The sequence below is a fragment of the Streptomyces sp. AM8-1-1 genome, assembly GCF_032229325.1.
In the GTDB taxonomy this organism is placed as follows: Bacteria; Actinomycetota; Actinomycetes; order Streptomycetales; family Streptomycetaceae; genus Streptomyces; species Streptomyces achmelvichensis.
Genome location: NZ_CP135086.1, coordinates 1,218,128 through 1,238,165, shown reverse-complemented (window position 1 = coordinate 1,238,165; position 20,038 = coordinate 1,218,128). Strand labels below are relative to the sequence as shown.

At 71.3% G+C, this 20,038-nt stretch carries 20 protein-coding genes; 13 read left to right on the top strand and 7 right to left on the bottom strand.

The window, feature by feature from the left end; translation table 11 throughout:
• Positions 1-5 precede the first annotated feature (5 nt).
• The gene (locus RPQ07_RS05575; RefSeq protein WP_313942899.1) at positions 6-137 is read right to left on the bottom strand and encodes an LPFR motif small protein; all 132 of its coding nucleotides are present in this window, start codon (positions 135-137) and stop codon (positions 6-8) included.
• Between the two features lie 109 nt (positions 138-246).
• A complete protein-coding gene (locus RPQ07_RS05570; RefSeq protein WP_313942898.1) occupies positions 247-1,101 on the bottom strand; it encodes an SCO6745 family protein in 855 nt (284 codons plus the stop codon).
• 148 nt (positions 1,102-1,249) lie between these two features.
• On the opposite strand from RPQ07_RS05570, the gene RPQ07_RS05565 reads away from it, so the two are divergent.
• Complete coding sequence (locus RPQ07_RS05565) at positions 1,250-2,257, top strand: GlxA family transcriptional regulator (RefSeq protein WP_313942897.1); 1,008 nt, start codon at positions 1,250-1,252, stop codon at positions 2,255-2,257.
• Positions 2,258-2,285: 28 nt separating this feature from the next.
• Entirely contained in the window at positions 2,286-2,930 is a 645-nt protein-coding gene (locus RPQ07_RS05560) for a DJ-1/PfpI family protein (protein WP_313942896.1), read from the top strand.
• An 11-nt stretch (positions 2,931-2,941) separates the two neighbouring features.
• Here RPQ07_RS05560 and RPQ07_RS05555 read toward each other — a convergent pair whose 3' ends face one another.
• Positions 2,942-3,700, bottom strand: coding sequence for an enoyl-CoA hydratase/isomerase family protein (locus RPQ07_RS05555; protein WP_313942895.1), 759 nt, complete (start codon positions 3,698-3,700; stop codon positions 2,942-2,944).
• Positions 3,701-3,982: 282 nt separating this feature from the next.
• Between RPQ07_RS05555 and RPQ07_RS05550 the strand changes: the two genes are divergently transcribed.
• Positions 3,983-4,498: an ATP-binding protein gene (locus RPQ07_RS05550; RefSeq protein ID WP_313942894.1), complete on the top strand. Its 516-nt coding sequence runs from the start codon at positions 3,983-3,985 to the stop codon at positions 4,496-4,498.
• 18 nt (positions 4,499-4,516) lie between these two features.
• Here RPQ07_RS05550 and idi read toward each other — a convergent pair whose 3' ends face one another.
• From idi to galE, 4 genes are all read right to left on the bottom strand, one after another.
• A complete protein-coding gene (gene idi, locus RPQ07_RS05545; protein WP_313942893.1) occupies positions 4,517-5,110 on the bottom strand; it encodes an isopentenyl-diphosphate Delta-isomerase in 594 nt (197 codons plus the stop codon).
• Positions 5,111-5,245: 135 nt separating this feature from the next.
• A complete protein-coding gene (locus RPQ07_RS05540) occupies positions 5,246-6,487 on the bottom strand; it encodes a bifunctional class I SAM-dependent methyltransferase/N-acetyltransferase (RefSeq protein WP_313948796.1) in 1,242 nt (413 codons plus the stop codon).
• Between the two features lie 189 nt (positions 6,488-6,676).
• A complete protein-coding gene (locus tag RPQ07_RS05535; protein WP_313942892.1) occupies positions 6,677-7,618 on the bottom strand; it encodes a cation diffusion facilitator family transporter in 942 nt (313 codons plus the stop codon).
• Positions 7,619-7,760: 142 nt separating this feature from the next.
• Positions 7,761-8,744, bottom strand: a complete 984-nt coding sequence (galE, locus tag RPQ07_RS05530) for a UDP-glucose 4-epimerase GalE (protein WP_313942891.1) — start codon at positions 8,742-8,744, stop codon at positions 7,761-7,763.
• A gap of 259 nt (positions 8,745-9,003) precedes the next feature.
• Between galE and RPQ07_RS05525 the strand changes: the two genes are divergently transcribed.
• From RPQ07_RS05525 to hpnE, 10 genes are all read left to right on the top strand, one after another.
• On the top strand, positions 9,004-10,944 hold the full coding sequence (locus tag RPQ07_RS05525) for a DUF5941 domain-containing protein (protein WP_413777824.1): 1,941 nt from the start codon (positions 9,004-9,006) through the stop codon (positions 10,942-10,944).
• Positions 10,941-11,693 (top strand): phosphocholine cytidylyltransferase family protein, encoded by a 753-nt coding sequence (locus RPQ07_RS05520; RefSeq protein ID WP_313942889.1) that lies wholly within the window; start codon positions 10,941-10,943, stop codon positions 11,691-11,693. Before RPQ07_RS05525 ends, RPQ07_RS05520 begins: the two co-directional genes overlap by 4 nt.
• Complete coding sequence (locus RPQ07_RS05515) at positions 11,681-12,745, top strand: iron-containing alcohol dehydrogenase family protein (protein ID WP_313942887.1); 1,065 nt, start codon at positions 11,681-11,683, stop codon at positions 12,743-12,745. The genes RPQ07_RS05520 and RPQ07_RS05515 overlap by 13 nt, the downstream gene beginning before the upstream one ends.
• The gene (locus RPQ07_RS05510) at positions 12,723-13,502 is read left to right on the top strand and encodes a CDP-alcohol phosphatidyltransferase family protein (protein WP_313942886.1); all 780 of its coding nucleotides are present in this window, start codon (positions 12,723-12,725) and stop codon (positions 13,500-13,502) included. The genes RPQ07_RS05515 and RPQ07_RS05510 overlap by 23 nt, the downstream gene beginning before the upstream one ends.
• A gap of 41 nt (positions 13,503-13,543) precedes the next feature.
• Positions 13,544-14,395 (top strand): glycosyltransferase family 2 protein, encoded by an 852-nt coding sequence (locus RPQ07_RS05505; protein ID WP_313948795.1) that lies wholly within the window; start codon positions 13,544-13,546, stop codon positions 14,393-14,395.
• A 99-nt stretch (positions 14,396-14,494) separates the two neighbouring features.
• Positions 14,495-15,424: an ABC transporter permease gene (locus RPQ07_RS05500; protein ID WP_313942885.1), complete on the top strand. Its 930-nt coding sequence runs from the start codon at positions 14,495-14,497 to the stop codon at positions 15,422-15,424.
• Positions 15,417-16,199 (top strand): ABC transporter ATP-binding protein, encoded by a 783-nt coding sequence (locus RPQ07_RS05495; RefSeq protein WP_313942884.1) that lies wholly within the window; start codon positions 15,417-15,419, stop codon positions 16,197-16,199. The genes RPQ07_RS05500 and RPQ07_RS05495 overlap by 8 nt, the downstream gene beginning before the upstream one ends.
• 471 nt (positions 16,200-16,670) lie before the next feature.
• Positions 16,671-17,603 (top strand): squalene synthase HpnC, encoded by a 933-nt coding sequence (gene hpnC, locus RPQ07_RS05490; protein WP_313942882.1) that lies wholly within the window; start codon positions 16,671-16,673, stop codon positions 17,601-17,603.
• 8 nt (positions 17,604-17,611) lie between these two features.
• On the top strand, positions 17,612-18,544 hold the full coding sequence (gene hpnD / locus RPQ07_RS05485; protein ID WP_313942880.1) for a presqualene diphosphate synthase HpnD: 933 nt from the start codon (positions 17,612-17,614) through the stop codon (positions 18,542-18,544).
• Positions 18,545-18,629: 85 nt separating this feature from the next.
• Entirely contained in the window at positions 18,630-20,015 is a 1,386-nt protein-coding gene (hpnE, locus tag RPQ07_RS05480; RefSeq protein WP_313942879.1) for a hydroxysqualene dehydroxylase HpnE, read from the top strand.
• Positions 20,016-20,038: the final 23 nt, after the last annotated feature.

Below are 20,038 nucleotides of genomic sequence, written 5' to 3'. Positions count from 1 at the left end.
CCGCCTCACACGCGGCGGGTGCGCCGTCCGCCGCCGGACGCACTGCCGAAGAGCTTGGCGAGCAGGCGGAAGGGCAGCGTGACCACGGTGGCGATGGCGGAGCCGACTGTACGAAGTGCGTCTGCGATGGCGCGCACGGGAACCTCCAGTGTCGATGACCTTGCACCGGTCGGGTTGCCGTGAAGATCCCCGGCAAACGTCGCCCCGAGAAGGGCCGACGCACTGCCGGGGCCGGACCGCCGGTCGTCAGCCGACGGCATCCGACGGGAAGGCTCCCGCCGACAGCGCCTGCGTCAGGAACCCGCGCGCGAGCTCGGTGAGCCGCTCGACGCCCTCGGCACCCAGGTGTTCGTACGGAGCGCGGTCGATGCGGTCCGTGAGGTCCTCCAGCTCCGCCCTCAGCGCGGTGCCGGCGTCGGTCAGTTCACCCTCGGGGGAGAGCAGGCCGCGACCCCGCAGCCGGCTCTCGGCCGCCTCCCAGTCCGTGCGCCGCCAGCCGCGCGTCGCGAGGATCCAGCGCGGTGCCATGCCACGGCCCGTGGCGGTGTGACTCACCAGCGCCTCCAGCGGGTCCAGCTCCATGGCCAGCAGTGCCGCGACATGACCGTCGCCGCGGTGCTCGCGCAGCAGGGTCGCGGCGTGCCAGTACGCGAGATGCGGCTCGTCGGGGACGGGCAGATCCGCGTGTGCGGAGTACAGCGGGCGGGCGTGACGCGTGCACGCCTCGGCGGCGCGCAGGGCCAGCTCGGCGGCCTCGGCCAGTTCCTCGGAGGCGATCGCCTCGGCGCCCAGCAGCCGCCGCAGCGTGGTGTCCACGGCGCGCAGCCGCGCCTGGAGCGCCTGCTCGGGAGACGCGGTCTCCCACACCGCCGGCAGGTGCCGCGCGATCAGCTCGTGGTTGAAGTTGTAGAAGGTCGCCGTCACGGCGCCGGGCCCGACGGCTCCCATCGCGGCGGCACGGGCAGCGAAGTACGCGGCGCTGGAGTCCTCGATGCCGATCCCGGCCATCTCCGACGCCAGGTCGGGCGAGAAGTACACCGTCGAGTGCATCGGATTGAGTGCGTGGTGGCAGCGGCGTCCCGCGCGCGGCGAAGAGGTCATGGACTGCACGTTACCGACTGGTCGGTACGGCAGTGAAGGCGGGTGCCCGGGCCGCTGCTCGGGCCCGTCAGCTCCGCGCCGCCGTCATGGCAGGAAAGGTGGGTTCTTCGTCATTGCGGACATCGGCCGTCCGGCGAAGGATGTAGGCATGACCGACCGATCCGTGCTCGTCGTCCTCTTCGACGGAGTGCAGAGCCTCGATGTGACGGGCCCCGTGGAGGTGTTCACGGGCGCCGGCAAGGTGACCGGCGGCCGCGGTGGCTACCCGCTGCGGACGGCCGCGCTCGGCACCGCGCCCGTACGGACGACCAGCGGGCTGACCCTGCTCCCGGACACCACCCTGGCCGGGGCGCCGGCGCCGCACACCCTGCTCGTCCCCGGCGGACAGGGCACCCGACGGCCCGACCCCGCCCTGATCGACTGGCTTCGCGAGAACGGCCCCCGGGCCGAGCGCCTCGTCTCCGTCTGCACCGGAGCCCTGCTGCTCGCCGAGGCCGGCCTGCTCGACGGCCGCCGGGCCACCACCCACTGGGCCGTCTGTGATCACTTCGCCCGCACCTATCCGCGGGTCGAGGTCGACCCGGACCCGGTCTACGTGCGCGACGGACACATCGCGACCTCCGCGGGCGTCACGGCGGGCATCGACCTGGCCCTCGCGCTCGTCGAGGAGGACCACGGCCGTGACATCGCACTGACCGTCGCCCGTCACCTCGTCGTGTTCCTCCGGCGGCCGGGCAACCAGGCGCAGTTCAGCACGCAGCTCGCCGCCCAGACCGCGCACCGCGAGCCGCTGCGCGAGGTCCAGCAGTGGGTCACCGAGCACCCCGGCGGCGATCTGTCCGTCGAGGCGCTGGCCGGCCGGGCCCGGCTGTCGCCGCGTCACTTCGCCCGGGCGTTCCAGGCCGAGACGGGGACGACGCCCGGGCGTTATGTCGACGGCGTACGGCTCGAACACGCCAGACGGCTGCTGGAGGACACCGCCGACGGGGTCGAGGAGGTCTCGCGCGCGTCCGGCTACGGCACGCCCGAGGCAATGCGCCGGGCGTTCCTGAAAGCCCTCGGCACCGGGCCCGCGGAGTACCGCCGCCGCTTCCGCGCCGCGGCACCGCACGCGAAGCCGTCACTCCCCGGCTCCCGACCTGCCACCACGCCCTGACCTGCCGCCAATCCCGACAAGGAACCCGATGCAGATCGCCGTTCTCCTCTTCGACCGATTCACCTCGCTGGACGCCGTCGGCCCGTACGAGCTCCTCGCCCGCGTCCCGGGTGCGGAGACGGTCTTCGTGGCCCAGGAGCCCGGCCCGGTACGCAACGACCAGGGCTCGCTCGCCCTGGTCGCCGACCGGGCGCTGACAGAGGTGACGGCCCCCGACATCGTGCTGGTGCCCGGTGGCCCCGGCGCCCGCGAGGCGATGCGGGACGAGACGGTCCTCTCGTGGCTGCGCACGGCGGACGCCACCAGCACCTGGACCACGTCCGTGTGCACCGGTTCCCTCGTGTTGGCCGGCGCCGGGCTCCTGCGGGGCCGCCGGGCCACCTCGCACTGGCTGGCGCTGGAGGAACTCGTACCGCTGGGCGCCGAACCCAGCGGTGAGCGGGTGGTGTTCGACGGGAAGTACGTCACCGCCGCGGGCGTCTCGTCCGGCATCGACATGGCGCTGCATCTGCTGGGCCGGATCGGCGGCGACGAGCTGGCCCAGACGGTGCAGCTGCTGACCGAATACGATCCGCAGCCGCCGTACGACGCCGGATCACCCGACAAGGCCCCGGCCCGGATCGTCGACCGCTGGCGGCGCGGGGCCGAGAGGGTCCTGAGCGGGGAGAGCTGACGCCGTCGGGCTCACACGGTCCAGGTGAAGCGCGGCGCGCGCCGCTCCAGGAAGGCGGCGATGCCCTCGGCGGTGTCGCCGCCGCCGTGCGCCTGCGCCTGCCAGTACGCGTCCCGGTCCGTGCGGCCCGTCGCGAACTCCTTCGCGGCGGCCTGCGTGAGCTGCGAACGCGTCGCCACGACGCGGGTGAACTCGGCCACCCGCTTGCCCAGCTCCCCGGACGGCAGCACCTCGTCCACCAGCCCGCTGCGCAGCGCCCGTTCGGTGTCGATCAACTCGCCGGAGAACAGCAGGTACTTGGCCGCGGAGGGGCCCACCAGGGACACCAGCCGGCGGGTGGACGAGGACGGATACACGATGCCGAGCTTCGCCGGGGTCACCCCGAACAGGGCGTCCGTCTCGGCGAATCGCAGATCGCAGGCGGCCGCCAGCTGACAGCCGCCGCCCACGCAGTAGCCGCGGACGGCCGCGACGGTCGGCTTGGCGAACGCGGCGAGCGCCTCCTCGGCCCGCACGGCGAGGTCCTGCGGGCTCTCACCGGGCTCCCGCAACGACGAGATGTCGGCCCCCGCGCAGAAGGTCGGGCCCTCGCCGGTCAGGACGAGAGCGCGGACGGACGCGTCGGCTTCCAGCCGTCCGAGCAGTTCCGGCAGGGCCCGCCACATCGCGGCGGTCATGGCGTTGCGCTTGGCGGGATTGCTGATGACGACGGTGGCGACGCCGTCCGTGACGGTGTGCACCAGCCGCGGACCCGGTTCCGACTGCTCCATGCGCGGGATGCTATCCGCCGCGTCCGTCGGGTGATCGCTCAGGTGCGCCGGGGCCCTCGCCCGGGCCTGCCCGGCCGTGGTCAGAAGGAGATGTCCGATTCCGCCGGAGAAGTGACCAGAACAAGATCAGGAACAGTCGCGCGCTTGACCCTGTCATACGCACCCGGTCAAAAGACGTCGATAGATGCTGACTTCTGTTCAGCCTCTCGGTCCGGACCAACTCACTGCCAACACTGATTACTCGATGGTCAGGAGCAGTCGATTCAAGGGTGGTGCCGGACTATGGAGAGCCGCGGGAGCGTCCCGGCCCGGCCGCTGTCGTACGAGGGCATCTGGCGCTTCACCGCACCCGCGGTCGACGTGTCGGTACCCCAAGCGCGACACGCCGTGCGGGACCTGCTCAACCGTCAGGGCGTACCGGTCCAGGACGACCTCGTCCAGGGCCTGTTGCTGATCGTCTCCGAGCTGGTGACCAATGCCGTACGGCACGCGGCCCTGCTCTCGCCCGAGATCGCCGTCGAGGTCGCCATCGGCACCGAGTGGATCCGGGTCTCCGTGGAGGACAACCACCCCTACCGCCCCAAGGCGCTGGTGACCGACTGGGGGCAGACCGGCGGCCGTGGGCTGCTGCTCGTCCGGGAGATCACGCTGGAGGCCGGCGGCTCCTGCGACGTCGAGCACACCGCCGGCGGCGGAAAGATCATCTGGGCGGCGCTGCCCCTGCGGCCGGACGCGCAACCGGCACCGGTGCAGCAGGACGCAGGCACCGGCACCGCACCGCTCCAAGCTCCGGAGTGAAGCCGCCCCGGGGCTGGTTCACCAGCCGCTGGACGGACCCGTCAGTTCCTTGACCGCCGGACGCGCCGCGTCGAGCACCGTCATGAACCACGCCGAGAACGGGCCCTCGGCATGCCGTTCCGCCAGTTCCTCCGGCGTCACGAATGCCGTCTCGCCGACCTCCTCCGGGTTCGGCCGCAGCGGAGCCTGCACCAGACCGACGAAGAGGTGGTTGTACTCCTGCTCCACCAGGCCCGAGTCCGGGTCCGGGTGGTTGTAGCGGACCGTGCCCGCCTCGGCGAGCAGCGAGGGCGAGATGCCCAGTTCCTCGTGCGTCCGCCGGGCTGCGGCGGCGAAGGGTGCCTCGCCCGGATAGGGGTGTCCGCAGCAGGTGTTCGACCAGACACCGGGGGAGTGGTACTTCCCCGCCGCGCGGCGCTGGAGCAGCAGCCGGCCGTGCTCGTCGAAGAGGAACACGGAGAACGCCCGGTGCAACCGGCCGGGAGCCTGGTGGGCCGAGAGCTTCTCAGCGGTGCCGACGGTATTGCCGTCCTCGTCGACCAGTTCGAGCAGGATCGCTGGTGAGACGCCGTTCGACGTGCTGTTCGTGGCGGTGGCGGGTGAGGTCGGCATAACCATCCTTCGCGTCGGTCCTCGGCCCTCGGGGGCCTGCCCAGTCTGCCGTACAAAAGCGGCTTGTCCGCACTTCGGCAGTCCGGGCATGTCCGTCCCCGCCGCGCCGGCGTGCGGCGGGGACGGATTCATGCATCAGACGCCGAAAGCCTCCGGGTAGCGGATCGTGCCCCGCGGCACACCGGAAGAACCGTCGAGCACAAGGGCCATCATGGCCTCATCCGGTACCTCGAAAGATGGCCGGATTCCGTACTGCGAAGCAGGTTCGAAACCGAACCGCGGATAGTAGTCCGGATGGCCGAGGACCAGCACCAGCGGTTCCCCCTGCATCCGGGCCACATCGAGTACCGCCCGCACGACGGCCTGACCCGCTCCGCCGCGCTGGTGCTCCGGCGACACGGCGACCGGCGCCAGGGCCAGTGCCGGGGCGCCGTCGACATGACAGCGGGTGAGCAGCGCGTACGCGGCGACCGAGCCGTCCGCCGCCTCGGCGACGTACGACATGCCCGGCACCCACGCCCCGGCGTCCCGCCGCAGGGCGTCCACGAGCCCCGCCTCCTCCGCGGTGGGGAAGGCGGACGCGTTGACCGCACGGACTACCGGGACGTCGTCCGCCGTCTCCGGCCTGGTGCGCCAGCGCGGATCGGCGGCCCGCAGCGCGTAGCCGGTGTAGCCGTACTCCATGCCCAGGTCGCGGCGTACCGCGATCTCCTGCCGGGTGGCGGCGAGCGCCTCCGTCATGCCCGGAGCGGAGGGGTCGGCGGCGTCGGCGCGGGCGCCGAGCGGCCCGTAGTACTCCTCCCAGTCGCTCTCGGGCTGCTGGTGCACCCCGAGAACGTGGTAGCCCGCTGCGACGGCCGCGGCGATGTTCTCGCCGCTCGTGCGCAGCGGACAGTGCTGGTCCCAGAAGGCGCGTGCGTCGGCCGACGGGGTGCCGGTCGTCCACTCGCACTCGGTGACCACGAGCGCGCCGCCCGGCGCGAGCAGCCGCCGCCACCGGCGCAGGGCGGTGTCGAAGCCGATGCTGTAGGCGGAGCTCTCGGCCCAGACGAGATCGAACGAGCCGTCGGGGTAGGGGAGATCGGCCATGTCGGCCGTGACGGTGCTGATCGCGTCGCCGAGCCCGCGGGCTTCGGCGCTCTGCCGCAGCTCGTCGAGGAACGGCTGATGCAGATCGACCGCCGTCACCCGGGCGCCGGCCTCGGCGGCCAGCAGCAGGGCGGCACGGCCGGGGCCGCAGCCGAGATCGAGTACCCGCGGAGCAGCGGGCAGCGTGCCGGCGAGCGACGCGAGAGCGAGCAGCCGGCGGGTGGTGTCGTCAGAACCTGGACCCTGCCGCGGAAGACCGTGGTGCAGGGCGAAGAAGGCGTCGTGCATGGCGTTGTCGGACAACGTGGAAACCCTTGAGTGTGTGAGGGCTCCGGCCGACGTACGAGATACGGGTCAGCCGGTAACCCGGAAGCCGAGGACGGACCGGGGGCTGCACAGGGCAGCCGTCGCTGCGACGGTCATCAACTCAGCTCCTCTCAAGCGTGGGTGCCAGCGTAACAGCCCGGTGCACAGCCCTCAGTGGCAGAGCCGGGCCTCGTGCTCGGCATGGCCGACCGGCTCCAGCTGGAAGGTGCAGTGCTCCACGTCGAAGTGGCCGCCGACGCATCCCTGGAGATCGTGCAGCAGCTTCTCGTGGCCCACCGCGTCCAGCACATCCGGGTCCACCACCACATGCGCGGAGAGCACCGGCATCCCGGAGGTGATCGTCCAGGCGTGCAGGTCGTGCACGTCCTCCACGCCCTGAAGGCCCAGGAGGTGCGTGCGCACCTCCGCCATGTCGACGCCCTTGGGCGCCGCCTCCAGCAGGACGTTCAGCGTCTCGCGGAGCAGTTTCAGGGTGCGCGGCACGATCATGAGGCCGATCACCAGTGAGGCGATCGGGTCGGCGGCCTGCCAGCCGGTGAAGAGGATGATCGTCGCCGCCACCAGCACGGTGAGCGATCCGAGGGTGTCCGCCAGCACCTCCAGATAGGCGCCGCGGACATTGAGGCTCTCCTTCTGCCCGCGCATCAGCAGCGAGAGGGACACGGCGTTGGCGACCAGACCGACGAGGGCGAACGCGATGGCGAGTCCGCCCTTGGTCTCGGCCGGGGTGATGAACCGCTCCACCGCCTCGTAGAGCAGGAAGCCTCCGACGCCGAGGAGCAGCACACAGTTGGCGAGGGCCGCGAGTATCTCGGCCCGCGCGAAACCGAAGGTGCGGTTGCCGCCGGCCGGCCGGTTGGCGAAGTGGATCGCCAGCAGCGCCATCGCGAGACCGACCGCGTCCGTCGCCATGTGGGCGGCGTCGGCGATCAGGGCGAGAGAATCGGCCAGCACACCGCCGACGATCTCCAGCACCATCACACCGAGCGTGATCGTCAGCGCGATGCGCAGCCGTCCCTTGTAGGCGGAGGCCGCGGTGCCGGTCGGCGGCGGGCCGCCGTGCGCATGCCCGTGGTCGTGCCCAGCCCCCATGAGAACGCCTCCGGTCGTCGGAAATCGTGCTGCCGAGACCTCAGTGAACTACGCCCGCGGGGTACCGGGCAACACGGCACTGAACACCGTTGTCATATCGCCTGACCTGCGGAAACGACCCGCAGGTCAGACGCGTGAAAGATCACTTCGAGCGGGCTTCCGGGTGCCGCAGGCACCAGCCCTCCCAGGCCGACTCCACCATCTCGCGCACCCCGCGCGAGGCGCTCCAGCCGAGCTCCTCGGTGATCAGGTCGACCGAGGCGACCGCCTTCGCGGCATCGCCCGCGCGCCGTGGCTCGATGACCGGCCGGGCGTCGTACCCGGTGATCTCGCCCACCAGATCGGCGAGCTCGCGCACCGAGACCCCGACCCCGCGACCGATGTTGACCGTGAGATCGCCGGCACTCTGCTGCTCGGCCAGCCGGCGGGCGACGGTCAGATGGGCGTCGGCCAGGTCCGCGACATGGATGTAGTCGCGGACACAGGTGCCGTCCGGGGTCGGGTAGTCGTCGCCGAAGATGCGAGGTGCCTCACCCCGCGTGATCCGGTCGAAAAACATCGGAATGATGTTGAACACTCCGGTGTCGGCGAGCTCGGGGCGGGCCGCGCCGGCCACGTTGAAGTACCGCAGGCAGGCCGTCGAGATCGAGTGCGCCCGGCCCGTGGCCCGTACCAGCCACTCACCGGCCAGCTTGGTCTCGCCGTACGGATTGATGGGGACGCAGGGCGCCGACTCCGGGATCAGGTCCAGCTCGGGCACCCCGTACACGGCGGCCGACGACGAGAACAGGAACTGCCGCACACCTGCCTCGACGACCGCCTCCAGCAGCACGGTGAGCCCGTGCACGTTCTCCCGGTAGTAGTGCAGCGGCTGCTCGACGGACTGTCCGACCTGCTTCTTCGCCGCGAGGTGGACGACACCGGTGACATCGTGATCCGCGAAGGTACGGTCCAGCAGCTCACGGTCCAGGACCGCCCCCCGTACGAGTTCGATCCCCTCGGGCAGCCGCTCGGTGACCCCCGACGAGACGTCGTCGAGCACGACGACCTTCTCGCCCGCCGCCGTCATGGCCAGCGCCACATGTGCGCCGATATATCCCGCTCCACCTGTGATCAGCCAAGTCATGGCCGCCAGCTTAGGGTCTGCGGTCGCGATCGGGCCGGGCGGTTCCCGGGGCCGGGGCCCGCGGTTTGTGGGGCGAGGCGGTGATCGACAATGATGAGGCCGCGGACCCTCCCGGGGGTTCCGCCGTGTCGAGCGGGGCGTAAACGGCCAGTGAACTCCGGCCTCAGCGCATCCGATAGCCTCTGCCGACGAGCCGCCGCCCGCACACCGGGCCGAGCCGCCGCGCATCCGCACCCTCGGTTCCAAGGAGTGAGTCCGTCTGTCGACCGCCATCCTCACCGGTCCGCCCGTACCCGGATCGTCGCTCGAGGGCGATCTGCGGTCACTGGGCTTCGACGTACGCGTCGCTCCGGGTGCCGCCGAGAGCGAGGCGCTCCTCGCCGCCGTCCCGGCCGCGGAGCGCGTCGCGGTGGTGGACGCGCGCTTCGTCGGCCACGTCCACTCCCTGCGGCTGGCCCTGACGGACCCCCGCTTCCCGGCCTCCGCGGTCCCCGGCGCACTCACGGCGCAGCCCGAGGCGCGTGCGGCCCTGGCGAAGGCCTTCGCGGCCACCACGGCTCCCGCCCCCGCGGCGGAGACGGCCGCCGGAGTCTCGGACCTGCCCGGCGACGCCGACGCTTCCGCTGCGGCACCGCAGAGCGCTGCGGCGACCCCGGACGCGCAAACGACCCCGGACACGGAGGCGAGCGCGGCCGGCCTCGGAACCGCCCTGCGCGCCCCCGACCTGCCCGGCCTGCTCGCCGACACCCTGGACTCCGCCGGCACCCCCGTCCACCGGCCCGAGCTCGGTTCGCTCGTCGCGACCGTGCCCGCCGATCCGCAGGCCCGCAACGAGGCACGTCAGGCCGTCGCGGCCGTCGACGACGAAGAGGTGCGGCTGCGGTCGGCCGTGAAGGCCCGGGACGGCTTCTTCACCACCTTCTTCATCAGCCCGTACTCGCGCTACATCGCCCGCTGGTGCGCGCGCCGGGGGCTGACCCCCAACCAGGTCACCACCGCATCCCTGATCACCGCCCTGATCGCGGCCGGGGCCGCGGCCACCGGCACCCGCGGCGGGTACATCGCGGCCGGCCTGCTGCTGCTCTTCTCCTTCGTCCTGGACTGCACGGACGGGCAGCTCGCCCGGTACTCGCTCCAGTACTCGACGATGGGCGCCTGGCTCGACGCCACCTTCGACCGCGCCAAGGAGTACGCCTACTACGCGGGCCTGGCGCTGGGCGCGGCCCGCGGCGGTGACGACGTCTGGGCGCTGGCCCTGGGCGCGATGGTGCTGCAGACGTGCCGCCATGTCGTGGACTTCTCCTTCAACGAGGCGAACCACGACGCCGAGTCCAACACCAGCCCGACCGCCGCCCTCTCCGACAAGCTCGACAGCGTCGGCTGGACGGTGTGGGTGCGCCGCATGATCGTGCTGCCGATCGGTGAGCGGTGGGCCATGATCGCGGTCCTGACCGCCGTCACCACACCCCGGATCGTCTTCTACGCCCTCCTCGTCGGCTGCGCCTTCGCCGCCTGCTACACCACGGCCGGCCGGCTGCTGCGCTCCCTCACCCGCAAGGCGCGCAGGACCGACCGTGCCGCGCAGGCCCTGGCGGACCTCGCCGACTCGGGGCCGCTCGCGGAGGCGGTCGCGCGCGCGGGTCGCAGGTTCGTCGCCGGGCTCCCCGCGATGGCGCCGCCCGTCATCGCGTTCGTGGGCGGTGCGGGCCTGGTGGCCGCCGCCGTGTTCAGCGGCTACGGCTCCCTCTGGCCGGTCGTCGCGGCCGTGACGTATGTCATCACCTCCGGCCTCGCCGTCGCCCGCCCCCTCAAGGGCGCGCTCGACTGGCTCGTCCCGCCCGTGTTCAGGGCCGCCGAATACGGGGCCATCCTGGCGCTCGCGGTGGCCGCGGACGTGAACGGAGCACTGCCCGCGGCCTACGGCCTGGTGGCCGCGGTCGCCTACCATCACTACGACACGGTGTACCGCATCCGCGGCGGCACGGGCGCTCCGCCGCACTGGCTGGTACGGGCGACCGGAGGACACGAGGGGCGGATCCTGCTCGTCGTGCTGCTGGCCGCCCTGGTCACCGACACCGACTTCACCATCGCGCTGGCGGCCCTCGCTGTCGCCGTCGCACTCGTGGTGCTCGTGGAGAGCATCCGCTTCTGGGTGTCCTCCGCAGCACCCGCAGTTCATGACGAAGGAGAACCCGCATGATCGGCCTTGTTTTGGCAGCCGGTGCCGGACGGCGTCTGCGCCCCTACACCGACACGCTCCCCAAGGCCCTCGTGCCCGTAGGCCCTGAACAGGACGGCGAGGCCACGACCGTCCTCGACATCGCCCTGAAGAACTTCGCGGAGATCGGGCTCACCGAGGTCGCCGTCGTCGTCGGCTACCGCAAGGAGGCCGTGTACGAGCGCCAGGCGGCCCTGGAGGCGAAGTACGGCCTCAAGCTCACCCTCGTCGACAACGACAAGGCCGAGGAGTGGAACAACGCCTACTCCCTGTGGTGCGCCCGCGACGTCCTGAAGAAGGGCGTCATTCTCGCCAACGGCGACACCGTCCACCCGGTCTCGGTCGAGCACTCCCTGCTCGCCGCCCGCGGCGACGGCCGGAAGATCATCCTCGCCCTCGACACGGTGAAGCAGCTTGCCGACGAGGAGATGAAGGTCATCACGGACGGCGACCAGGGCGTGCAGCGCATTACCAAACTGATGGACCCGGCCGCCGCGACCGGCGAGTACATCGGCGTCACCCTCATCGAGCCCGAGGCGGCCGAGGAGCTGGCCGACGCGCTGAAGACCACCTTCGAGCGCGACCCCGACCTCTACTACGAGGACGGCTACCAGGAGCTCGTCAACCGCGGCTTCCGGATCGACGTGGCTCCCATCGGCGACGTCCCGTGGGTCGAGATCGACAACCACGACGACCTCGCGAAGGGCCGTGAGATCGCGTGCCTGTACTGACCCGGCTGATCCCGTCCCCGGTCGTCGTCGACATCCGCGCGGGAGCCCTGGACGACCTGGCGGGCCTTCTGGCCGACCAGCGGATCTCCGGATCCGGCAACCTGGCGATCGCGATCAGTGGCGGCTCCGGCCAGGCCCTGCGCGAGCGGCTGGCGTCGGTGCTGCCCGGTGCCGATTGGTACGAGGTCTGCGACGGCACGATCGACTCGGCCGTACAGCTCGCCGATGACATCAAGGGCAAGCGGCGCTACGACGCCGTGGTGGGCCTCGGCGGCGGCAAGATCATCGACGTGGCCAAGTACGCCGCCGCGCGCGTCGGTCTGCCGATGGTCGCCGTGGCGACGAACCTCGCGCACGACGGACTGTGCTCGCCCGTCTCGACGCTCGACAACGACAACGGACGCGGCTCGTACGGCGTCCCCACACCGATCGCGGTGGTCATCGACCTCGACGTGGTGCGCGGGGCCCCGGTCCGCTACATCCGTTCCGGCATCGGCGACGCGATCTCGAACATCTCCTGCGTCGCCGACTGGGAGCTGTCCCACCGGGTGACCGGCGAGTCCATCGACGGACTGGCGGCTGCCATGGCCCGGCAGGCCGGCGAAGCGGTCCTGCGGCACCCCGGCGGCATCGGCGACGACGCCTTCCTCACGGTCCTCGCCGAAGGTCTCGTACTGACCGGCATCTCCATGTCGGTCGCCGGCGACAGCCGCCCCGCGTCGGGCGCCTGCCACGAGATCAACCACGCCTTCGATCTGCTCTACCCGCGCCGCTCCGCTCCGCACGGCGAGCAGGTCGGACTGGGTGCCGCGTTCGCCATGCACCTCCGCGGCGCCCACGACGAGGCCGGACTCTTCGCGACAGTGCTCCGCAGACACGGTCTGCCCGTGCTCCCGGAGGACCTCGGCTTCACCGTCGACGAGTTCGTCCGAGCCGTGGAGTACGCGCCGCAGACCCGTCCGGGCCGTTTCACCATCCTCGAGCACCTTGACCTCACCACCGATCAGATCAGGGACGCGTACGCCGACTATGCCAAGACCATCCGTAGCTGAACTCCGCCCGGTCGTTCACCCGGCGGGAGTGAAGGACCGGCGCAGCGGAGAGCACTGGGGCGGACGCCTGTACATGCGCGAGATCTCGCTGCGCATCACCCGCCTCCTGGTCACCACGAAGGTCACGCCGAACCAGCTGACCTACGTGATGACCATCTGCGGCGTGCTCGCCGCCCCGGCGCTGCTGGTGCCGGGCATCTGGGGCGCCGTCCTCGGCGTCGTCGCCGTCCAGCTCTATCTGCTGCTGGACTGTGTCGACGGTGAGGTCGCCCGCTGGAAGAAGCAGTTCTCGCTCTCCGGGGTCTACCTGGACCGCGTCGGCGCCTATCTGTGCGACGCGGCGGTCCTCGTCGGTCTCGGCCTGCGCGCCGCCGACCTGTGGGGCCCGGGGCAGATCGACTGGCTCTGGGCGTTCCTCGGCACCCTCGCCGCACTCGGCGCGATCCTGATCAAGGCCGAGACCGACCTGGTCGGGGTCGCGCGCCACCAGGGCGGACTGCCTCCGGTCAAGGACGCCGCCGCCGAGCCGCGCTCCTCCGGTATGGCACTCGCCCGCCGGGCCGCCGGGGCGCTCAAGTTCCACCGGCTGATCCTCGGCATCGAGGCGTCGCTGCTCATCCTGGCGCTCGCCGTGGTGGACCAGATCCGCGGCGATCTGTTCTTCACCCGCCTCGGAGTCGCCGTCCTCGCCGGTATCGCGCTGCTCCAGACGCTGCTGCACCTGGTGTCCGTCCTCGTCTCCAGCAGGCTGAGGTGAGTGCCGTGAAGCCGCTGAAGGTCGGCGCCGTCATCATCACCATGGGCAACCGTCCGGACGACCTGCGCGCGCTCCTCGACTCGGTCGCCAAGCAGGACGGCGACCCGATCGAGACCGTGGTCGTCGGCAACGGTGCCCCGGTGACGGGTGTCGAGGACTTTCCGTTCGTCCGGACCGTGGATCTGCCCGAGAACCTGGGCATCCCCGGCGGCCGCAACGTCGGCATCGAGGCCTTCGGGCCGTCCGGCTCCGGTGTCGACGCGCTGCTCTTCCTCGACGACGACGGTCTGCTCCCCGGCACCGACACCGCGGAGCTGGTGCGACAGGCCTTCGCCGACGATCCGAAGCTGGGCATCGTCAGCTTCCGCATCGCCGACCCGGAGACCGGCCTCACCCAGCGCCGCCACGTCCCGCGGCTGCGCGCCTCCGACCCGATGCGCTCCTCGCGGGTGACGACCTTCCTCGGCGGCGCCAACGCCGTACGCACACAGGTCCTCGCCGAGGTCGGCGGCCTGCCCGACGAGTTCTTCTACGCCCACGAGGAGACGGATCTCGCCTGGCGTGCCCTCGACGCCGGCTGGGCCATCGACTACCGCGCGGACATGGTGCTGTTCCACCCGACCATGCCCCCGTCGCGGCACGCGGTCTATCACCGGATGGTGGCCCGTAACCGGGTCTGGCTCGCCCGCCGGAATCTGCCCGCCCCGCTGGTGCCGATCTATCTCGGTGTCTGGGTGCTGCTCACCCTCGCCCGGCGCCCCTCGGTGTCCGCCCTCAAGGCATGGATGGGCGGCTTCAAGGAGGGCTGGCGGACCCCCTGCGGTCCCCGCCGGCCCATGAAGTGGCGTACGGTATGGCGGCTCACCCGACTGGGCCGACCTCCTGTCATCTGACAAGCTCGGTCCTGAGAGCATCGGGCACGTCCGGGTACCCGGCGCGTCCGACGCCGCGCCCCCATCTGCCGCGCATCTTGAAGACGAAAGTTTCAACTTGTGAGTGACACAACCCACGACGGTGCGATCACGATGACCGCCCCGCCATCCGCCGACCAGGGCCTTTCCGCGGCGGACCTCGCCGCCAAGTACGGCCTGTCGGTCAGCGGTGCCCGGCCCGGGATGGCCGAGTACATCAGGCAGCTGTGGGGCCGACGCCACTTCATCCTGGCCTTCTCGCAGGCCAAGCTGACGGCCCAGTACAGCCAGGCGAAGCTCGGCCAGCTGTGGCAGGTCGTGACGCCCCTGCTGAACGCGATGGTCTACTACCTGATCTTCGGGGTCATCCTGGGGACCAGGGAGGGCATCTCCAACGACGTCTTCATCCCGTTCCTGGTCACGGGCGTCTTCGTCTTCACCTTCACCCAGAGCTCGGTGATGGCGGGTGTCCGGGCGATCTCCGGCAATCTCGGCCTGGTCCGCGCCCTGCACTTCCCCCGGGCGTCCCTGCCGATCTCCTTCGCCCTCCAGCAGCTCCAGCAGCTGCTCTTCTCGATGATCGTGCTGTTCGTGATCGCGGTGGGCTTCGGCAGCTACCCGAGTCTGTCCTGGCTGCTGATCATCCCGGCGCTGGTTCTGCAGTTCGTCTTCAACACCGGCCTGGCGCTCGTCATGGCCAGGCTCGGCAGCAAGACGCCCGACCTCGCCCAGCTGATGCCCTTCATCATGCGGACGTGGATGTACGCCTCGGGCGTCATGTACTCCATCCCGATCATGCTGAAGGACAAGCCGGCCTGGATCTCGGACGTCCTCCAGCTGAACCCCGCGGCGGTCTACATGGACCTCATCCGCTTCGGTCTGATCGACGGCTACGGCTCGGAGAACCTGCCGCCGCACGTCTGGATGTGGGCCGTGGGCTGGGCGGTCCTCTTCGGCATCTGTGGATTCGTGTACTTCTGGAAGGCTGAAGAACGGTACGGCCGTGGCTGACAAGAACCTGGGGCGCGTCCCCACAGTGATCGCCGACGACGTGCACATCGTGTACCGCGTGCACGGCAGCTCGGGCGGCAAGGGCAGCGCCACCGCAGCCCTGAACAGGATCATCAAGCGCGACAAGGGCGAGTCCCGCGGTGTGCGCAAGGTCCACGCCGTACGGGGCGTCTCCTTCACCGCGTACCGCGGCGAGGCCATCGGCCTGATCGGCACCAACGGTTCCGGCAAGTCCACCCTGCTGCGGGCCATAGCCGGCCTGCTCCCCACCGAGCACGGCAAGGTCTACACCGACGGCCAGCCCTCGCTGCTCGGCGTGAACGCCGCGCTGATGGGCGACCTGACCGGTGAGCGCAATGTCATCCTCGGTGGCCTGGCCATGGGCATGTCGCGCGAGGAGGTCCGCGAGCGATACCAGGACATCGTCGACTTCTCCGGGATCAACGAGAAGGGCGACTTCATCACCCTGCCGATGCGCACCTACTCCTCGGGCATGGGCGCGCGGCTCCGGTTCGCCATCGCGGCGGCCAAGGACCACGACGTCCTGATGATCGACGAGGCGCTGGCGACGGGCGACCGCAAGTTCCAGATCCGCTCCGAGCAGCGCATCCGGGAGCTCCGGGAGCACGCGGGCACGGTGTTCCTGGTCAGTCACAGCCTCGGCTCCATCAGGGACACCTGCGACCGCGTCCTGTGGCTGGAAAAGGGCGAGCTGCTGATGGACGGTCCCACCGCTGAGGTCCTCAAGGCGTACGAGAAGGAGACCGGCCGCTAGGTCCCCGAGGCCGTTTCCTGGACCGGTCCGCGAAAAGGCCCCCGCCCTGGCATCCGGGCGGGGGCCTTTCTGCGTCCTGTCAGTCGACGGGCCACCGGACGCGCCCGGCGGCGGGCGGGCCTCGGGGCCGGGCCCAGGCGGTCGTGGCCCCGGAACGTCAAGGGCGAGTCAATTCCTGTCCGGACAGGGACGGTTGACCACGATTGGAGTGTTCTTGTAATGCGCGCAACACCCCGGCGTATCACTGGGCGTTGTACAACGTAAGCTGTACCGGTGCTGAATCACGGCAAGTGGGGCGATACGCCCTCGGTATCGCCCCCGCCGGGCGGGACCCCCGCAGACGGCGCGACGGGCGGCGTGTCCGAAATAGGATGGATTGGATCGGCAGTGTAGAACGGGAGATGTGACGGCAATGATCGAAAATCTCCAGCTCCTCGAGGCTTTCGCCGTCCCCTCGCCGGGCAGCCACGTATGACCGGCACCCGGCAGACACGCGTGGCGACCTCGGCTGATTCCGCACGTGCCACCCTCGACAAGGCCGCGGACGAGAACTTTCCCGTGGCCCCCTTCTTCCTGCCGCGCGCCTGGCGCGACGATCTGATGGCCGTGTACGGCTTCGCCCGTCTGGTCGACGACATCGGCGACGGCGACCTCGCCCCGGGCGGTGCGGACGCCCGCCATCTCGGCGTGGACCCGGCCGACGCCGACGACCGCCTCGTGATGCTGGACGCCTTCGAGACCGATCTGCGGCGCGTCTTCACCCCCGACGGCGACGAGACGCCGCACCACCCGCTGCTGCGGGGGCTGCTCCCCACCGTGCGGCGCTGCTCGCTCGACCCCGGGCCCTTCGCCGGGCTGATCGCCGCGAACCGTCAGGATCAGCTGGTGCGGCGGTACAAGACGTACGACGAACTCCTCGCCTACTGCGAGCTGTCCGCCAACCCCGTCGGCCGGCTCGTCCTCCGGATCACCGGTACGGCCAGTCCCGAGCGGGTGCGCCGGTCCGACGCCGTGTGCACCGCGCTCCAGATCGTCGAGCACCTCCAGGACGTGACCGAGGACCTCGCGCGCGACCGGATCTATCTGCCTGCCGACGACATGCAGCGGTTCGGGGTGACGGAGGCCGATCTGGCCGCGCCGGCCGGGAGTGCGTCGGTGCGTGCCCTGATCGCCTACGAGTGCGAGCGCGCCGGCCGGCTGCTGGACGAAGGCATGCCGCTGGTCGGCAGCGTCCACGGCCGGCTGCGGCTGCTGCTCGCCGGCTTCGTGGGCGGCGGGCGTGCCGCCCTCGCCGCGATCGCGGCCGCCGGTCACGACGTCCTGCCGGGACCGCCCAGACCTGCCAGGACAAGGCTGTTGCGCGAAGTCGGAGCAGTCCTGCGAAGAGCGCGTAGAGAGGGGTGAGCGGGACGATGGAGGGACCGACCGACGTGTCGCCACCGGTGCAGGCCGCGTACAGCTACTGCGAGGCCGTCACCGGACAGCAGGCGCGTAACTTCGCCTACGGGATCAGGCTGCTGCCGACCGACAAGCGGCAGGCCATGTCCGCGCTGTACGCGTTCTCCCGCCGTGTCGACGACATCGGCGACGGCACGCTCGCGCCCGAGGCCAAGCGCGACCGCCTCGAAGTGACGCGGGCCCTGCTGGACCGCGTCCGGCAGGGTGCGATCGCCGAGGACGACACCGACCCGGTCGCCGTCGCTCTCGCGGACGCGGCACAGCGCTTCCCGATCCCGCTCGACGGGCTCGACGAGCTCATCGACGGTGTCCAGATGGACGTACGCGGCGAGGCCTACGAGACCTGGGACGACCTCAAGGTCTACTGCCGCTGCGTGGCGGGCGCGATCGGACGGCTCTCCCTCGGCGTGTTCGGTACTCAGCCCGGCGCACGCGGCGCCGAACGCGCTCCCGAGTACGCCGACACGCTGGGCCTCGCCCTCCAACTCACCAACATCCTCAGGGACGTTCGCGAGGACGCGGCCAACGGGCGCACCTACCTGCCCGCCGACGATCTCGCCAAGTTCGGCTGCTCCGCCGGATTCCACTCGGCGACCCCGCCGGCCGGCTCCGACTTCGCGGGCCTCGTCCACTTCGAAGTACGGCGCGCCCGGGCCCTCTTCGCCGAGGGCTACCGGCTGCTGCCCATGCTCGACCGGCGCAGCGGTGCCTGTGTCGCCGCCATGGCCGGCATCTACCGCCGCCTGCTCGACCGCATCGAGCGCGACCCCGAAGCGGTGCTGCGCGGCCGCGTCTCGCTCCCCGGCCGCGAGAAGGCGTTCGTGGCGGTGCGCGGTCTGTCGGGGCTCGACGCCCGGCACATCACCCGTCAGAGAGGGCGCGCCTGATGCCACGGCCCGACACGCACAACCGGCGGGCAACCGTCCGGACCGGTCCGGCGTCCCTGACGGCAACGGCCCGAGGGGAGGTCGCATGACGGACGAGGACATGCGTTCCCGGCACGCGGTGGTGATCGGCGGCGGACTGGCCGGTATCACCGCGGCGCTTCAGCTCGCCGACGCGGGCGTGGGCGTCACTCTCGTCGAAGGCCGCCCACGACTGGGCGGCCTCGCCTTCTCCTTCCAGCGCGGCGCCCTGACCGTCGACAACGGCCAGCACGTCTATCTGCGCTGCTGCACCGCCTACCGCTGGTTCCTCGACCGCGTCGACGGTGCCGCGCTGGCCCCGCTCCAGGACCGGCTGGACGTCCCCGTCCTGGACGTGGCCCGCGCCGGCGGACCCCGGCTCGGCCGGCTGCGCCGCACCGCGCTGCCCGTACCGCTGCACCTCGCCGCCAGCCTCGCCACCTATCCGCATCTCTCGCTCGCCGAGCGGGCGAGTGTGGGACGCGCCGCCCTCGCGCTCGGCAGGCTCGACCCGGCCGATCCCGCGCTGGACGGCATCGACTTCGCGACCTGGCTCGGGCGGCACGGCCAGTCGCAGCGCACCATCGAGGCGCTCTGGGACCTCGTGGGGGTCGCGACCCTGAACGCCACCGCGCCCCACGCCTCCATGGGGCTCGCCGCGATGGTCTTCAAGACCGGACTGCTCTCCGAGCCGGGTGCCGCGGACATCGGCTGGGCCCGGGTGCCGCTCGGTGACCTGCACGACACCCTCGCCCGCAAGGCCCTCGACTCCGCCGGTGTCCGCACCGAGCTGTCGACCAGGGTGCGCGCCGTATCCCGCGCGGACCACGGCCGGTGGCACGTCGACATCGCCGGCGAGCGGCTGGAGGCCGACACCGTCGTCCTCGCCGTGGCGCAGCGCGAGGCCCACGACCTGCTGCCCGAGGGCGCCGTCGAGGACCCCGACCGGCTGCTCGACATCGGCACCGCGCCGATCCTCAACATCCATGTCGTGTACGACCGCAAGGTGCTGCGCCGGCCGTTCTTCACCGCGCTGGGCACCCCGGTCCAGTGGGTGTTCGACCGTACGGAGGCATCGGGGCTCACGGAGGGTCAGTACCTGGCGCTGTCCCAGTCGGCCGCCCAGGACGAGATCGACACCCCGGTCGCCGAGCTGCGCGCACGCTATCTGCCGGAGCTGGAGCGGCTGTTGCCCGCCGCCCGCGGTGCGCAGGTGCGTGACTTCTTCGTCACCCGTGAGCGCACGGCGACCTTCGCACCCTCGCCGGGCGTCGGCAGGCTGCGCCCCGGTGCCCGAACCCGTGCGCCGGGGCTGTACCTTGCGGGCGCGTGGACCGCCACCGGCTGGCCCGCGACCATGGAGGGTGCCGTACGCAGCGGCTTCAGTGCCGCCGGCGCCGCGCTCTCCGCTCTCGGCCGCTCCCATGAACATCCGCTCAAGGAGGCGGCGTGAGCATCAGTACTGGAACAAGAGGA

What these genes read in the sequence shown, in the direction of transcription:
- RPQ07_RS05520 (WP_313942889.1), top strand. Translation starts at nt 10,941, where the DNA reads ATGATCGGCCTTGTTTTGGCAGCCGGTGCCGGACGGCGTCTGCGCCCC.
- galE (WP_313942891.1), bottom strand. Translation starts at nt 8,744, where the DNA reads ATGACTTGGCTGATCACAGGTGGAGCGGGATATATCGGCGCACATGTG.
- hpnC (WP_313942882.1), top strand. Translation starts at nt 16,671, where the DNA reads ATGACCGGCACCCGGCAGACACGCGTGGCGACCTCGGCTGATTCCGCA.
- RPQ07_RS05540 (WP_313948796.1), bottom strand. Translation starts at nt 6,487, where the DNA reads ATGCACGACGCCTTCTTCGCCCTGCACCACGGTCTTCCGCGGCAGGGT.
- RPQ07_RS05535 (WP_313942892.1), bottom strand. Translation starts at nt 7,618, where the DNA reads ATGGGGGCTGGGCACGACCACGGGCATGCGCACGGCGGCCCGCCGCCG.
- hpnD (WP_313942880.1), top strand. Translation starts at nt 17,612, where the DNA reads ATGGAGGGACCGACCGACGTGTCGCCACCGGTGCAGGCCGCGTACAGC.
- RPQ07_RS05505 (WP_313948795.1), top strand. Translation starts at nt 13,544, where the DNA reads ATGGGCAACCGTCCGGACGACCTGCGCGCGCTCCTCGACTCGGTCGCC.
- idi (WP_313942893.1), bottom strand. Translation starts at nt 5,110, where the DNA reads ATGCCGACCTCACCCGCCACCGCCACGAACAGCACGTCGAACGGCGTC.
- RPQ07_RS05570 (WP_313942898.1), bottom strand. Translation starts at nt 1,101, where the DNA reads ATGACCTCTTCGCCGCGCGCGGGACGCCGCTGCCACCACGCACTCAAT.
- RPQ07_RS05510 (WP_313942886.1), top strand. Translation starts at nt 12,723, where the DNA reads ATGCCAAGACCATCCGTAGCTGAACTCCGCCCGGTCGTTCACCCGGCG.
- RPQ07_RS05555 (WP_313942895.1), bottom strand. Translation starts at nt 3,700, where the DNA reads ATGGAGCAGTCGGAACCGGGTCCGCGGCTGGTGCACACCGTCACGGAC.
- RPQ07_RS05565 (WP_313942897.1), top strand. Translation starts at nt 1,250, where the DNA reads ATGACCGACCGATCCGTGCTCGTCGTCCTCTTCGACGGAGTGCAGAGC.
- RPQ07_RS05550 (WP_313942894.1), top strand. Translation starts at nt 3,983, where the DNA reads ATGGAGAGCCGCGGGAGCGTCCCGGCCCGGCCGCTGTCGTACGAGGGC.
- RPQ07_RS05560 (WP_313942896.1), top strand. Translation starts at nt 2,286, where the DNA reads ATGCAGATCGCCGTTCTCCTCTTCGACCGATTCACCTCGCTGGACGCC.
- hpnE (WP_313942879.1), top strand. Translation starts at nt 18,630, where the DNA reads ATGACGGACGAGGACATGCGTTCCCGGCACGCGGTGGTGATCGGCGGC.